Origin of the sequence: Streptomyces verrucosisporus, assembly GCF_017114865.1 — a bacterium.
Taxonomy (GTDB): Bacteria; Actinomycetota; Actinomycetes; order Streptomycetales; family Streptomycetaceae; genus Streptomyces; species Streptomyces fenghuangensis.
Map to the genome: position 1 here is coordinate 1 of NZ_JADEYH010000007.1, position 13,658 is coordinate 13,658.

The 13,658-nt window shown below is 75.7% G+C and carries 12 protein-coding genes and 5 tRNA genes; 6 read left to right on the forward strand and 11 right to left on the reverse strand.

Annotated features, from left to right (window positions below; translation table 11 throughout):
• Positions 1-7 precede the first annotated feature (7 nt).
• The 3 genes from IQ279_RS10425 to IQ279_RS10435 form a co-directional block, all read right to left on the reverse strand.
• Complete coding sequence (locus tag IQ279_RS10425; RefSeq protein ID WP_206348113.1) at positions 8-838, reverse strand: GNAT family N-acetyltransferase; 831 nt, start codon at positions 836-838, stop codon at positions 8-10.
• An 82-nt stretch (positions 839-920) separates the two neighbouring features.
• Positions 921-1,745 (reverse strand): aminotransferase class IV, encoded by an 825-nt coding sequence (locus tag IQ279_RS10430; RefSeq protein ID WP_206348114.1) that lies wholly within the window; start codon positions 1,743-1,745, stop codon positions 921-923.
• Positions 1,742-2,857, reverse strand: a complete 1,116-nt coding sequence (locus IQ279_RS10435) for a chorismate-binding protein (protein WP_206348115.1) — start codon at positions 2,855-2,857, stop codon at positions 1,742-1,744. The genes IQ279_RS10430 and IQ279_RS10435 overlap by 4 nt, the downstream gene beginning before the upstream one ends.
• 134 nt (positions 2,858-2,991) lie before the next feature.
• On the opposite strand from IQ279_RS10435, the gene IQ279_RS10440 reads away from it, so the two are divergent.
• The 5 genes from IQ279_RS10440 to IQ279_RS10460 all read left to right on the forward strand — a co-directional run bounded on the left by IQ279_RS10440 (position 2,992) and on the right by IQ279_RS10460 (position 3,428).
• Positions 2,992-3,064, forward strand: a tRNA-Gly gene (locus tag IQ279_RS10440).
• 27 nt (positions 3,065-3,091) lie between these two features.
• A tRNA-Cys gene (locus tag IQ279_RS10445) sits at positions 3,092-3,162 on the forward strand.
• A 1-nt stretch (position 3,163) separates the two neighbouring features.
• Positions 3,164-3,235: transfer RNA gene (locus tag IQ279_RS10450), tRNA-Val, on the forward strand.
• A 31-nt stretch (positions 3,236-3,266) separates the two neighbouring features.
• Positions 3,267-3,338, forward strand: a tRNA-Val gene (locus tag IQ279_RS10455).
• 18 nt (positions 3,339-3,356) lie between these two features.
• Positions 3,357-3,428: transfer RNA gene (locus IQ279_RS10460), tRNA-Val, on the forward strand.
• A gap of 78 nt (positions 3,429-3,506) precedes the next feature.
• Here IQ279_RS10460 and IQ279_RS10465 read toward each other — a convergent pair.
• From IQ279_RS10465 to IQ279_RS10480, 4 genes are all read right to left on the reverse strand, one after another.
• Positions 3,507-3,785: a TFIIB-type zinc ribbon-containing protein gene (locus IQ279_RS10465; protein ID WP_206348116.1), complete on the reverse strand. Its 279-nt coding sequence runs from the start codon at positions 3,783-3,785 to the stop codon at positions 3,507-3,509.
• A 137-nt stretch (positions 3,786-3,922) separates the two neighbouring features.
• On the reverse strand, positions 3,923-4,933 hold the full coding sequence (locus tag IQ279_RS10470; RefSeq protein WP_372445118.1) for a phosphotransferase family protein: 1,011 nt from the start codon (positions 4,931-4,933) through the stop codon (positions 3,923-3,925).
• Between the two features lie 188 nt (positions 4,934-5,121).
• Positions 5,122-5,331, reverse strand: coding sequence for a hypothetical protein (locus tag IQ279_RS10475; protein WP_206348117.1), 210 nt, complete (start codon positions 5,329-5,331; stop codon positions 5,122-5,124).
• Positions 5,332-5,569: 238 nt separating this feature from the next.
• On the reverse strand, positions 5,570-5,812 hold the full coding sequence (locus tag IQ279_RS10480) for a DUF8836 family protein (protein WP_093850830.1): 243 nt from the start codon (positions 5,810-5,812) through the stop codon (positions 5,570-5,572).
• Between the two features lie 245 nt (positions 5,813-6,057).
• Between IQ279_RS10480 and IQ279_RS10485 the strand changes: the two genes are divergently transcribed.
• Entirely contained in the window at positions 6,058-7,419 is a 1,362-nt protein-coding gene (locus IQ279_RS10485) for a serine/threonine-protein kinase (RefSeq protein ID WP_206348118.1), read from the forward strand.
• Between the two features lie 20 nt (positions 7,420-7,439).
• On the opposite strand, the gene IQ279_RS10490 is transcribed toward IQ279_RS10485, so the two are convergent.
• The 4 genes from IQ279_RS10490 to cobT all read right to left on the reverse strand — a co-directional run bounded on the left by IQ279_RS10490 (position 7,440) and on the right by cobT (position 13,512).
• On the reverse strand, positions 7,440-7,652 hold the full coding sequence (locus IQ279_RS10490) for a hypothetical protein (RefSeq protein ID WP_206348119.1): 213 nt from the start codon (positions 7,650-7,652) through the stop codon (positions 7,440-7,442).
• Between the two features lie 245 nt (positions 7,653-7,897).
• Entirely contained in the window at positions 7,898-8,746 is an 849-nt protein-coding gene (locus IQ279_RS10495) for a TrmH family RNA methyltransferase (RefSeq protein WP_206348120.1), read from the reverse strand.
• Between the two features lie 44 nt (positions 8,747-8,790).
• Complete coding sequence (gene cobA, locus IQ279_RS10500) at positions 8,791-10,023, reverse strand: uroporphyrinogen-III C-methyltransferase (protein WP_206348121.1); 1,233 nt, start codon at positions 10,021-10,023, stop codon at positions 8,791-8,793.
• A gap of 186 nt (positions 10,024-10,209) precedes the next feature.
• Positions 10,210-13,512, reverse strand: coding sequence for a nicotinate-nucleotide--dimethylbenzimidazole phosphoribosyltransferase (gene cobT, locus IQ279_RS10505; RefSeq protein WP_206348122.1), 3,303 nt, complete (start codon positions 13,510-13,512; stop codon positions 10,210-10,212).
• Positions 13,513-13,658: the final 146 nt, after the last annotated feature.

The following is a 13,658-nucleotide window of genomic DNA, read 5'->3' on the forward strand; positions in this document are numbered from 1 at the left end:
GAGACGCTCAGAGCAGCGGCTTGTGCAGATGGTGGGCGGTCGGCCGGTGGCCGAGCGACTCGTACAGCCGCAGGGCCGCGGTGTTGTCCGTGAAGACGTTCAGCCCGAGCGTGCGCACCCCGGCCGCCAGGCACTCGCGCTCGGCGGCGAGCATCAGCGTCCGGCCGTGGCCCCGGCCGCGGTGCGCCGGGTCCACCTCGATGTCGAATACCCAGGCACCGGATCCACGCGCGCGAGCCGTCGCCAGCCAGAGCGTGCCGACGTCCGCTCCCCCGTGGACGAGGACCCGCAGGGCGGTGCCCGCGGTGTCCGGTCCGCCGGGCAGCAGCTCGGTGTGGTCCGCCCCGGACCTGGTGCGGGCCCGTGCCGGGTCCATGCCCCGCTCGGTCCAGAGGCGGACGTAGGCCTCCCGGCGGCTCTCCAGCCACGCCGGGTACTCGTCCGCCTCCAGGGGGCGCACCGTGCTGCCCGGCGGCAGCACGGGCGCCCCGGACAGTTCCTTGGCCATGCTCCGGCTGCGCTCGGTGTAGCCCAGGGCCGCGGCCAGCCGCAGGGCGGGGTCGGCGTCCGCCGGGACGCTCGCCTCGATCCGGCGGCAGCCCCAGCCGCGCAGCACCTCCTCGGCCGCGAGCGCGGCGACGGTGGCCCGGCCGCGGCAGCGGTCGGGCCCGTGGACGGCGAGCTCCTCGATGCGGCCGGCCGACGGGCCGAAGCGCTCGTCCGTGGCCAGGCGCAGACTGCCGGCGGGGCGGCCGTTGACGCAGATGTCGTACGAGCGGGAGCGGGCGCCGTCCGCGGCGCGCCGCTCGGGTCCGGTGGGGCGCAGGGTGGTGGTCATCGCCCGGGTCCTACCCACCGCGGGGCCCCGCTGTCACCCGGGTACGGGGAAGACCTGGGACACCGGGATCCCCTGAGGCGCCTCACGGGTCGATGTCGGCCGCCGAGCGCTCGGCGAAGACCCGCATCGCCTTGGCCGTGACCGGTCCGGGCGCGGAGGGCAGTTCGCGTCCGTCGACCCGGTGCACGGCCTGGACGTCGCGCAGGGTGGAGGTGAGGAAGACCTCCTCGGCCCGCTCCAGGACGTCCACCGGCAGGTCGGTCTCCTGCGCCCCCGTCCACTCGGCCACCAGTGCGCGGGTGATCCCGGCGAGGCAGCCGGAGGCGAGCGGCGGGGTGTGCGTCTCGCCGTCGAGGACGACGAAGACGTTGGAGCCGGTGCCCTCGCACAGCTGCCCGACGGTGTTGCCGAACAGGGCCTCCGAGGCTCCCTGCCGGCGGGCGTGGGCCAGCGCGACGACGTTCTCGGCGTAGGAGGTGGTCTTCAGGCCGGCCAGCGCGCCGCGCTCGTTGCGGACCCAGGGGACGGTGACGACGGCGGTGGTGTCGGGGCGGGGCTTCGCCTCGCCGACGGCGACGACCAGGGTGGGCCCGGCGTCGCCGCGGTCGGAGCCGAGGGGGGAGAGCCCGCCGGTGTAGGTGATCCGCAGCCGTCCCAGCGGCACGGGGTTGGCCTCCACCACGGCGGCGCAGGCGCGGCGCACCTCGTCCAGGTCCGGTTCGGGCAGGCCCAGGCCGCGGGCGGAGGCGGCCAGGCGCTCCAGGTGGCGGGTGAGGGCGAAGGTGCGCCCGCCGACGGCCTTGACCGTCTCGAAGATCCCGTCGCCGACGGTCAGTCCGTGGTCGAGCACGGACACCCGTGCGGCGTCGGCGTCCCGCAGTTCTCCGTCCACCCAGATCAGCGTCATGCCCCAGCTCCTCCGGTCCCGCCTGTCGTGCCCGCCGCGCCGGTGGTCCGGATCGCGCCGCTCTCAGGAGGCGTCTTCGCGTACTCCCCCGACGCTACCGTGAGCAGCCGCTCCGCCTTCAGTTCGGTCTCCTCCCACTCCCGCTCCGGGTCCGACCCCCAGGTGATCCCGGCGCCGGTGCCGAAGCGCAGCACCGGGCCGCCGGGCGCGGTGCGGTCGATCCAGAAGGTGCGGATGCCCACGGCCAGTTCCCCGGTGCCGCGGTCGGCGTCCACCCAGCCGATGCCGCCGCAGTACGGGCCGCGCGGGGCGGTCTCCAGCGAGCGGATGACGCGCAGGGCGCTGGACTTGGGGGCGCCGGTGACCGAGCCGGGCGGGAAGGTGTGCTCCAGCAGTCCGGCCCAGCCGGTCCCGGGCGCCAGTTCGCCGCGGACGGCGGAGACCAGGTGGACGAGCCCGGGGTGCGGCTCGACGGCGCACAGGGCGGGGACGGTGACCGACCCGGTGGCGCTGACACGGCCGAGGTCGTTGCGGACCAGGTCCACGATCATCACGTTCTCGGCGTGGTCCTTGTCCAGCAGGTCGGCGGCCGTGCGTCCGGTGCCCTTGATGGGGCGGGACTCCACGGTGCGCCCTCGGCGGGCCAGGTAGAGCTCGGGCGAGGCCGTGGCGATCTCGACCCCGTGGGCTGGGAGGCGGACGGTGCCGGCGTGGGGGGCGGGGTTGCCGCGCGCCAGGAGCGCGGTCAGTTCGTCGGGGTCGGCGGCGGACGGGTCGGGCAGCGGCGCGGTGAGCACGCGGCAGAGGTTGGCCTGGTAGACCTCGCCGGCCGCTATGTGCTCGCGTATGCGTCGCACGCCCGCGGTGTAGGCGGCGCGGTCCAGGGAGGACGTCCAGGCGCCGGTGTCCGGTCCGCGCCAGCGCCCCGGCCGGGGGCGGGGTACGGGGGCGGGCCGCACGTCGCCGAAGCGGGCGCAGACCAGACGCCCCTCGAAGTCGGCGACCACCGCCCACCAGCCCGTGGAGTCCAGGGCGGCGGGGTCGCTGGTGACGTCGCGCAGGTCGGTGGCGACAAGGCCGCCGAAGCGGGCTGCAGGGGCCGGATCGTGCACGCGGCGAGTCTATGGCGGGCACGCTGGGGAAACGGAATTTGAGCTGGCCCGGGAATCCGCTAGAGTTCATGTCGTCACCGAGCGCGGCAGCGGGAGGTGGCGGCACCTCCCGGGCATCACCCGGGGGAGGCACTGCGGACGTAGCTCAGTTGGTAGAGCACCACCTTGCCAAGGTGGATGTCGCGAGTTCGAGTCTCGTCGTCCGCTCGATGGGGGCCCCGCGGCCCCCGCACTGGTGGAGTGGCCGAGAGGCGAGGCAACGGCCTGCAAAGCCGTCTACACGGGTTCAAATCCCGTCTCCACCTCGGACGATTAGCTCAGCGGGAGAGCGCTTCCCTGACACGGAAGAGGTCACTGGTTCAATCCCAGTATCGTCCACTGAGGGCCCCTCGCTCGGGGTCCTTGTTCCGCGCGATTAGCTCAGCGGGAGAGCGCTTCCCTGACACGGAAGAGGTCACTGGTTCAATCCCAGTATCGCGCACGCGGCACACCGCACTGCGGACGATTAGCTCAGCGGGAGAGCGCTTCCCTGACACGGAAGAGGTCACTGGTTCAATCCCAGTATCGTCCACATCCCGAAGGGCCGGAGCCTGTTGCTCCGGCCCTTCATCGTGTTCCCGGCCTTCCCGCGGTCACGGCCGGAGCACGGTCAGGAGGAGAACAGCATCCGGCTGAAGCTCTTGTGGCGGCCGTGATGACCGTGGTGGCCGTGGTGCGGGGCTCCCCACGCCGGAGGGGCCGGCGGGTAGGGCTGGGCGGCCGGACCCGGCGGGGGCGGCGCCGGCTGCGACCACTGCGACTCGAGACGGGTGAGCGCCTCCAGCTCCCCGTAGTCGAGGAAGACCCCCCGGCAGCCGCCGCACTGCTCGATCTGGACTCCGCTGCGGTTGTACGTCTGCATGTGCGCTCGGCACTTGGGGCACTGCATCGTCTCTCGCCTCCGTGACGGTAGGGACTGTGTGGTCGTACAGACGCGCCGCGGGGTGTTCCGGATGCGTCCGCGTACCGGTCGGATCGGTGGGGGCGGGCCGTCCGGGCGCGCCCAGCGTAGGGCTCGCGGCTCCTTCAGGACCCCGCGATGCGGGAACAGGCGTCGACCAGGGCACGGTCGGTCTCGTCCGGCGCGCGGCCCTCGGCCTCGGCCCGGACCAGTGCGCGGGCCGCCAGTTGGACCGTCAGCGCCCGCGCGGGGGCGTCCAGCCGAGGCCAGGGGTCGAGAGGGAGGCCGTCCGCACCGCCGGGGAGCGCGGTACCGCCGGCGGCCCGGTAGGCGTCGAGAAAGCGGCCGAAGTCCGCAGGGGCCAGCAGCCCGGTGGCGAACCAGGCGGCAGGCCGGGCCAGGTCCCAGGCCGGGTCGCCCAGGCCCAGGTCGTCGATGTCGATGAGGTGCCAGGGGCCGTCGGGCGCCGGGTGCCGGACGAGTTGGCCCAGATGGAGGTCGCCGTGGCAGAGGGCGTCCGCACGCGGTGGCGGGGCCTCGTCGCGCGTCCACGCGGGCAGGGCGGCCCAGGCCGCCTCGACCGCCCGTGCAGCGGCGGTGCGGCGGACCGTGCGGCGCAGGGACTCCAGGGCGCGGACGGCCTTGTCGGGACCGCGCATCGGCGGGAGCGCTCCGGGCAGCGCTGCGAGCGGTACGGCGTGCAGGCGGGCGAGCAGCGCGCCGAGCGCCTCCCAGGGGGCGGCCTCGGGCGCGCCGGGGTCCACGGGGGTGCCGTAGGGCCACAGGCTCACCGGACGGCCGTCGGGCAGGGTGTCCACAAGCCGCCGCTTCGGCCCCTCCCCCGTTTCCCGGGCCCCGGTCCACGGGCTTTCGGCGGCGGGCAGCGGCGCGAGCAGGACGCGGTCGAGCAGCGGGTGGGCGGCGACGTCCAGCCGGAGCGCGAGCCGTCCGAGGTCGCCGCATGGGGCGTGCGCCTTGGCCACGACGCTCCCTCCGCGTACGACGGTGGCGTCGGCCCGCTCGGCCAGCACCACGGGCCGGCCGGTACCGCCGGCGGCCGCGGGGCGGGCGGATGCCGCGGCGTCGGCCAGGGCCGCCCGGTGGGCGAGATGTGCGATGAGCGGTGCGTGCGCCACGGTGTTCTTGCCCCTCCCGGGCCCGCGGGCGCGGGCCGTGCGGCGGATCGTACGGCCCAAAACGGCGCGATGCCCGGGCAGTTCCCCAACTGCCCGGGCCTCACGCCGTCCGCCGTACCCCCGTCCCCACGGGGTTGGGTGACCGGATGTCCCGGCTCGGGCCGCTCTCCCGAGCCCGGGGCCCTGTGTCAGAGCCCCAGCAGTCCGGCCACGGACGACGCCTGTGTGATCACCGCTTCCGCCCCGCCGAAGACGACGGCCAGCAGGACGGCCAGCGGAAGGACCATGACGGCGGCCACCAGCGGGTGGCGGCGTCCGCCCGGCCGGGTGCCGAGGGCGGCGAGGTCCGCCAGGCGTCCCTGCGTCCGGGACGCCGGGCGCTGTGCTGTGTGCGCCATGGTTCCGCTCCTGTCGTGGTACGGGGCGGCGGGCGTCTGACCTCGGGGGACGAGTGCTGCACCCGCCGCTTGAGAACAACACTAGGAGTGGGGGCGTCCCTCGGCGTCATGCCCGCGTACCGAACGGAGGCCTCCCGCAGGATGACTCCCCTCCTCCCCGGGTACTCCCCAGGGTGGAGGGGCGCCTTACGGGGCCCGGGTCTTCCCGGAGGGGAAGGGCACTCACCCGCGCCGCCGGTCAGCGGGCCGGCTCCTGTGCGGCGTCCTCCCGCGGCACCGGGTGCTCGACCAGGGCCAGGACCCGGTTGGCCATGAAGCGCGCGGTGCGCACCACCGTGCCGCTGCGGGTGATCTCGCTCACCTCCACCACTCCCCTGCGCACCTGCGTCTCCACCCGCCGACCCGCACGCGTGGCCGCCATCTCATAGGTGCGGGTGGTGTCTCCGGCGTCCACCACGATCTCCACCCAATCGCCCTTCATCGTGCGATCCCCCTTCCGGGAAGGCCTGTCGGACGCTTCCTGAGCAGGACTTCTCCCGCCCCTGACCACCGCGCGCCCACCCCTTCAGTCTCCCACCGGGCACTGACAACCGGTCTGTTCCCCATGCGCGGCCTGTCGGCGGGAGGGGGCCGCAGTCCGTAAGCTGTGGCACGTCAGAGGGACCGGGCAGTGCGGGGCCGCCCACCGGGGCGGGACGGGCTCCCGGCCGGAGGTAGGGGAAGGACATGGCGATGATGCGGCTCCGGCGCGAGGACCCGCGAGTCGTCGGCTCGTTCAGGCTCCACCGGCGGCTGGGCGCGGGCGGCATGGGCGTGGTGTACCTCGGCTCCGACCGGCGCGGTCAGCGGGTGGCGCTGAAGGTGATCCGGCCGGATCTCGCGGAGGACCCCGAATTCCGCTCGCGCTTCGCGCGCGAGGTGTCGGCCGCCCGCCGGATCCGCGGCGGCTGCACGGCCCGGCTCGTGGCGGCGGACCTGGAGGCGGACCGCCCGTGGTTCGCCACCCAGTACGTGCCGGGGCCCTCGCTGCACGACAAGGTGAGCGAGGAGGGCCCGCTGCCCGCCGCACAGGTCGCCTCGATCGGCGCGGCGCTGGCCGAGGGGCTGGTGGCGGTGCACGAGGCCGGTGTGGTGCACCGGGACCTGAAGCCGTCGAACATCCTGCTGTCACCCAAGGGCCCGCGCATCATCGACTTCGGCATCGCCTGGGCGACCGGCGCCAGCACCCTCACCCACGTCGGCACGGCGGTGGGCTCCCCGGGCTTCCTGGCGCCCGAGCAGGTGCGGGGGGCGGCGGTGACCCCGGCGACGGACGTGTTCTCGCTGGGCGCGACTCTGGCGTATGCGGCGACCGCGGACTCGCCTTTCGGGCACGGCAGTTCGGAGGTGATGCTGTACCGGGTGGTGCACGAGGAGCCCCAGCTGCACGGTGTGCACGCGGCGTTGGCGCCACTGGTGCGGACATGCCTGGCGAAGGATCCGGAGGACAGGCCGAGCACCCTGCAGCTGTCGCTGCGGCTGCGGGAGATCGCCGCCCGGGAGGCGCGCGGGCTGCCCGAGGGCGCGGCCACGGGGGCAGCCGTACGCCCGGCGCGGCCGACCGGGAAACGGGCCGAGCAGTATCTTCGGCAGCGCACCTCGCGCGACGGCGACCGCCCCTCGGGCGGTCGCGGCTCCCAGGGTGTCTCCGGCCGCGCGGGTCTCGCCGACCGGGACGGGGCGGGCACGTCCAGGGGCCCTGCGCCTCGTACACCGGCCCGGAGCACATCCCGTCCCTCCACCGGCGGGCGGGCGGGCGGCGCGGCGGGAGGGGCGTCGGCCCGTCGTCCGGTACGGACCGCGGGCGGCACCCGGCCGGGGCCTCGGCGGCCGGCGAACCCCCGTCTGCTGCGCCAGCGCCTGGTCGTGTTCGTGACGGTGACGCTGCTGGTCGCACTCGGCATCGCGGCGGCACAGGGCTGTCAGGGGCCGGCGCGGGGGCTGGGGCGTCCCGCGGGTCCGGCCGTCGGAAACGGGGACGCGGTTGCGGGCGCGACCGGGGCCGGGGTGCCGGGCTCCACCGGTCCGGCGGAGCACCCGGCTCGTTGACGCCCGCTCACTTCCGGTGTCTACAGCGCGCCGAGCGCCGACAGGACGGTCAGGCACAACGGGAGGGTCGCGGCGAAGGCGCCGCCCGCGTGCAGCGCGGCTTCGGGGAGGGTACTGCCCGCGGCGCCGGAGAGGATGCCCGCGACCAGTGCGACGAGGGCGGAGAACAGAACGGCGACCAGGACCCACAGGGCTCTGACCACCGGGGGGTGTGAGACGGGCTGGGTGCTCATCGGTCGTCTTCCTTCCCTTCGGGAGGACGGCCTGGGCGAGCACGGACAGCCCCGACCCGACCGCCCTCTGGATGGGGCAAAGTCGAGATCTGCACCCCCAGTACAGACCTGCGTGTCATCGACGTGAGCGGGCCGGTCGGCGGTCGGCCCGCCGTCGGCCGCGCCGACCGAGTACTGGCGCGCCCACTTTATCACCCAGTGTCACCAGATGCCCGCTTTGGCGGACAGGGGGCACACGGACGGACTCACACCGCGGCGGGGCCGGTCGCGTAGAAGGCCACGGCCGCGGCCGCGGCGACGTTGAGGGAGTCCACGCCCGCGCTCATGGGGATCCGCACGGCCACGTCGGCGGCCGCGACCGTGGACGGGCGCAGACCTTCCCCCTCCGAGCCGAGGATCAGGGCGGTCCGGGGGTGCCGGCGGGCCGCGAACTCGCCGAGCCCGACCGCGTTCTCGTCCAGGGCGAGCGCCGCGGTGACGTACCCCGCCTCCCGCAGCACGTCGATACCCCCCGGCCAGGACTCCAGCCTGGTCCACGGCACCTGGAGGACCGCGCCCATGGAGACCTTGACCGAACGCCGGTAGAGAGGGTCGGCGCAGTCCGGTGAAAGCAGTACCGCGTCCATGCCCAGTGCCGCGGCGCTGCGGAACAGGGCGCCGATGTTGGTGTGATCGTTCACGGCCTCCAGCACCGCCACCCGGCGCGCGTCCGCCAGCAGGTCCGCCGGGTCCGGGAGGGGCTTGCGCCGCATCGAGGCCAGGGCCCCGCGGTGCACGTGGTAGCCCGTCACCCGCTCGGCCGCCTCCGGGCCGACGCTGTATACGGGCGCCCGGGTACCGGCGACCACGTCGCGCATCGCATCGGCCCACTTGGGCGTCAGCAGCATCGACCGCATCTCGTAGCCGGCCGCGAGGGCGCGCCGGATGACCTTCTCGCCCTCGGCGATGAACAGGCCCTCCGCCGGTTCGCGCACGCGCCGCAGCCGGACGTCGGTCAGGCCGGTGTAGTCGCCCAGGCGCGGATCACCGGGGTCCTCGACGCTGATCGGGTCCCGGGCCGCCCCGGTCCCGCCCTCCGGCGCCGCGGTGTCCACGCCCTGCGCCCCGGTCCTCCCGGTGCCCTCGGCCCTCCGCGCCGTCACCGGCCGGCCCCGGCCCGGTTCACGCCGACCACCTCTCCGACCACGATCACCGCGGGCGGGCGTACGCCCTCCTCCTCGACCGTGCGCGCCGCGGTCGCCAGGGTGGCGTCCACCCGGCGCTGGCCGACCATGGTGCCCTCCTGGACCACGGCGACGGGCGTGTCCGGGGCCCGTCCGTGCTCGACGAGGGCCTCGGCGATGGCACCGATGCGCTCCACCGCCATCAGCATCACCAGGGTGCCGCGCAGCTTCGCCAGGGCCGCCCAGTCCACCAGCGAACGCGGATCGCCGGGGGCGACATGGCCGCTGACGACGGTGAACTCGTGGGCCACCCCGCGGTGTGTGACCGGAATGCCCGCGGCGCCGGGCACGCTGACGGAGCTGGAGATGCCGGGCACCACCGTGACCGGGATCCCGGCCTCGGCCAGCGCCTGCGCCTCCTCCATGCCGCGGCCGAAGACATAGGGGTCGCCGCCCTTGAGGCGTACGACGAACCTTCCGGCCCTGGCGTGCTCCACGAGGGCCGCGTTGATGGCCTCCTGTGCCATCGCCCGGCCGTAGGGGATCTTGGCGGCGTCTATCACCTCGACGTGCGGCGGCAGTTCATCCAGCAGGTCGCGCGGGCCGAGCCGGTCGGCGATCACCACGTCCGCCTCGGCCAGCAGCCGGCGGCCGCGCACCGTGATCAGGTCCGGGTCGCCCGGGCCTCCGCCGACCAGTGCGACGCCGGCCCTGCGGGCTCGGTGCCGGGGGGCGGTCAGGGTGCCGTCGCGCAGCCCCTCGACCACGGCGTCGCGCACGGCGGCCGAGCGGCGCGGATCGCGTCCGGTGAGGACGGCGACGGTGACGCCCTCGCTGCGTCCGGTGGCCGGGGTCCAGGCGGTGGCGGCGTCGGCGTCGTCGCTGCGGACGCACCACACCCGGCGCTCCTCGGCCTCGGCGGAGGCGGCCTCGTTGGCGCCGGCGTCGTCGGTGGCGACGATCGCGTACCAGGCGCCGTCCAGGTCCCCCGGGCGGTAGGCGCGGCGCTCCCAGCGCAGCTCGCCCGCCTCGGCCATGGCCTCCACCGAGGGGGTGGCCGAGGGCGCGATCACCAGGACGTCGGCGCCCGCGGCCAGCAGCGCGGGCAGCCGCCGCTGGGCGACGGTCCCGCCGCCGAGGACGACCACAGGGCGCCCGGTCAGACGCAGGCCCACGGGGTAGGCGGGGTGCGCGAAGTGCTCGGACATGGCGGTGCGGCTCCTCAAAGGATCGCGGGCCGCTGCGGCGCTGGAGCGGCGAAGACGGGACTGGCTGCGGAGGGCAGTGGGCGCGGGCAGCGTACGACGCGGCGGCCCGGATCCGCTGTGCCGCAGATCACCGGAGGGGACCTGCGGCTCTCCGGCGACCTGCGGTCGGTGCGGCGGCGGGATGTGTCAGTCCTTCTCGGTGACGCCCGCCGAGTCGAAGGTGGCCACCTCGTGCATGGCCCGGGCCGCGCTCTGAACCACCGGCAGGGCCAGCAGGGCGCCCGTCCCCTCGCCGAGCCTCAGGTCGAGGTCGATCAGGGGGCGCAGGCCCAGCTTGGTCAGCGCGGCCACATGGCCGGGCTCCGCGCTGCGGTGGCCGGCGATGCAGGCCGCCAGCGCCTCGGGCGCGATGGCCCGCGCGACCAGGGCCGCCGCCCCCGCGCTCACCCCGTCGAGGACGACGGGGGTGCGCAGCGAGGCGCCGCCGAGGATCAGTCCGGTCAGCGCGGCGTGCTCCAGCCCGCCGACCGCCGCCAGGACGCCGAGGGGGTCGGAGGCGTCGGGCCGGTGCAGCTCCAGGGCGCGGCGCACCACCTCGACCTTGCGTGCGTGCATCTCGTCGCTGACGCCGGTGCCGCGACCGGTGACCTCGGCCGGGTCGGCGCCGGTGAAGACCGCGATCAGCGCGGCGGAGACGGTGGTGTTGGCGATGCCCATCTCACCGGTCAGCAGCGCCTTGTTGCCCGCCGCCACCAGATCTCGGGCGGTCTCGATGCCCACCTCGACCGCGCGCAGCACCTCCTCGCGGGCGAGCGCGGGTCCGGCGGTGAAGTCCGCCGTGCCGGGCCGCACCTTGCGCGGCAGCAGACCGGGCGCGGACGGCAGATCGGCGGCCACGCCCACGTCCACCACGCAGACCTCGGCGCCCACCTGGTTCGCGAAGGCGTTGCAGACCGCGCCGCCGCCCAGGAAGTTGGCGACCATCTGCGCCGTGACCTCCTGCGGCCAGGCGGTGACGCCCTGAGCGTGCACCCCGTGGTCCCCGGCGAAGACGGCGACGGCCGCGGGCTCGGGGACCGGCGGGGGGCACTGCCGGGCCAGACCGCTGAGCTGCGCGGAGATGATCTCCAGCATGCCGAGCGCGCCGGACGGCTTGGTCATCCGCTTCTGGCGCTCCCACGCCTCGCCGAGCGCCTTGGCGTCCAGCGGGCGGATACCCGCCAGGGTCTCGGTGAGCAGGTCGTGCGGCTCCTCCGCACCGGGCAGGACCCGGCGGCCGTAGGACTCCTCGTGGACGACCCAGGACAGCGGGCGGCGCTTGGACCAGCCCGCCTGCACCAGCTCGGGCTCGTCCGGGAAGGCGTCCACGTACCCGATGCACAGGTAGGCGACGACCTCCAGGTGCTCGGGCAGGCCGAGGACCCGGACCATCTCGCGCTCGTCGAAGAAGCTGACCCAGCCCACGCCCAGGCCCTCGGCGCGGGCCGCGAGCCAGAGGTTCTCCACCGCCAGGGCCGAGGAGTAGGGCGCCATCTTCGGCTGGGTGTGACGGCCGAGGGTGTGGCGGCCGCCCCGGGTGGGGTCGGCGGTGACGACGATGTTGACCGGGGTGTCGAGGATCGCCTCGACCTTCAGCTCCTTGAACTGCTTGGCGCGGGCCCGGGGCAGCGACCGGGCGTACGCCTCGCGCTGGCGCATGGCCAGCTCGTGCATCGTCCTGCGGGTCTCCTCGGAGCGGATGAGGACGAAGTCCCACGGCTGGGAGTGGCCGACGCTGGGGGCGGTGTGGGCCGCCTCCAGGACGCGCAGCAGCACGTCGTCGGGGATCGGGTCGGAGCGGAAGCCGTTGCGGATGTCGCGCCGCTCGCGCATGAGGCGGTGCAGCGTCTCGCGTTCGGCCTCGTCGTAGCCCGGGGCGGCGGGGGCGGTGCCGGTTCCGGCGGCGTCCTGCTGAGCTCCGTCGGTTTCGGTGGCGGCCGCCTCCGGCGTCCCGGTTCCGGGCTCCTGCCCGGCGGCGGGTACGGCGGGCCCGCCGTCGGCGGGCGGCTGTGCGTCGTCCTGCCGGGGGGGCTCGGCGGTGACCGCCACGGCCTCCATCACCTGCGGCCCGGCGCCGGGTACCGCGGCCACGGCGAGCTGCTGCTCGGGGGCCGGTTCGGGGTCCTCCTCCGCCGGCGCCGGCGCGGGCTCCTGGGCGGGAGCCCCGGCGGAGGAGGACTCGGACGGCACCCGGGCCGGCGCGGTTTCGGTGACCGCTGGTTCGGAGGCAGGCACCTCGGCCGTCTCCTGGGAAGCGGCTTCCCCGGAGGTGGGTTCGGCGGGAGCGGGCGCGGCGGGGGCCGCCCCCGCCGAGGTGTCCACCGGGGCCTCCGCCGCGACGGGCTCCCCGGCGTTCTCCGGGTCTCCCGGGGTCCTGCGCGCCTCGGGTTCGGGCTCCTGCCGGGCGGCGGGTTGGGGCTGCTCCGGCTCCACTTCCCGCGGCTCGTGGACGGGCTGCGGTCCGGGGCCGGCCACGGGGGGCTCGGGTGCGCCGGTTTCGGCGGCCGGTGACACGGCGCCAGGTGCGGCGGCCACGGGGGGCTCCTCCGCCCCGGCTTCCGCCTCGGGCACGGGCTCCGCCTCCGGAGCGGGAGCGGGAGCGGGAGCGGGCGTCTCGTCCACCGGCGTCGGCGCGGGCTCCTGGGGCTGCGGCTCTGCCGCCTCCGCCTCGGGCACGGTCTCCGTCTCGGGCGCGGCCTCCGCCTCCGGGGCGGGAGTGGGGGCGGGGGCCTCCGCGGCCGGCGCCTCACCGGTCTCCGGAACGGGAGGCATCGAGGCGAGGTCCGGGCCGGGCAGCGGCTCGGCCGGCCATCCGGCCTCCGGCCGCACGGGAGCGGTCACGGGTTCCGCCGGCGGGGGCTGCGGCGCCCAGGCGCCGGGCTGCACCGGGTCGGACGGAAGCGTGCCGGGCTGCGCGGCGGGAGCGGGCGCGACGGACTCGGGTGCCTCCGGGGAGGGAGCGGCCTGCGCCGCGGGCTCCTCGTGGACGACGTCGAAGTACTCGGGCCCCGTGGTCGGTGGCCCAGGCTGCCGCACGGGCACACCCTGCGGGGGCGTGGGCGCCGGAGCGCTGCTGCGGTCGGCCAGCGTGCGCACCACGCCGGACTGCTCGGGCACGGGCGGCCCCAGGTGCGGCGGCCTGGGAGGTGTCGCGGCGGTGTGGGGCGCGTGCCCCTGGACCGTCTGCGCGGGCGGCGCGGGGTGCTGCCCGTATCCGTCCGGCTCTCGCGGGCCGGGTACGGGTGCGGGCGCCTGAGGCTGCGCGGACGCCGGCGCCTCGCCCCATCCGTGGGAGCCGGGCAGCAGCAGATCATCCTCGTAGCCCGAAGCCACACCTTCGACCGGGCTCGCGAAGGTGTACGTGCCGGGTGCCGGTGCGCCCGGCTGCTCCGGCTGTCCGCCTGCGTTCTCCGGCTGTCCCTCGTCCGGGACCCGGCCGGTGTCAGTCATGCGTACCCCTCGCCCATCGGTAGTGCTCCTTCCGGCCCCAGCGGGCGCCCGCCGTGCCCCCGTCCGCCCCGTCCGGACATCGACAGACAAAGTGTCAATACCGGCAGGCGGCACAACGGTCCATCAGCCTACCCGCCACGGCACCC

Coding starts and splice junctions, on each gene's coding strand:
- IQ279_RS10425 (WP_206348113.1), bottom strand. CDS start 838: ATGACCACCACCCTGCGCCCCACCGGACCCGAGCGGCGCGCCGCGGAC.
- IQ279_RS10430 (WP_206348114.1), bottom strand. CDS start 1,745: ATGACGCTGATCTGGGTGGACGGAGAACTGCGGGACGCCGACGCCGCA.
- IQ279_RS10465 (WP_206348116.1), bottom strand. CDS start 3,785: ATGCAGTGCCCCAAGTGCCGAGCGCACATGCAGACGTACAACCGCAGC.
- IQ279_RS10475 (WP_206348117.1), bottom strand. CDS start 5,331: ATGGCGCACACAGCACAGCGCCCGGCGTCCCGGACGCAGGGACGCCTG.
- IQ279_RS10480 (WP_093850830.1), bottom strand. CDS start 5,812: ATGAAGGGCGATTGGGTGGAGATCGTGGTGGACGCCGGAGACACCACC.
- IQ279_RS10485 (WP_206348118.1), top strand. CDS start 6,058: ATGGCGATGATGCGGCTCCGGCGCGAGGACCCGCGAGTCGTCGGCTCG.
- IQ279_RS10490 (WP_206348119.1), bottom strand. CDS start 7,652: ATGAGCACCCAGCCCGTCTCACACCCCCCGGTGGTCAGAGCCCTGTGG.
- cobA (WP_206348121.1), bottom strand. CDS start 10,023: ATGTCCGAGCACTTCGCGCACCCCGCCTACCCCGTGGGCCTGCGTCTG.
- cobT (WP_206348122.1), bottom strand. CDS start 13,512: ATGACTGACACCGGCCGGGTCCCGGACGAGGGACAGCCGGAGAACGCA.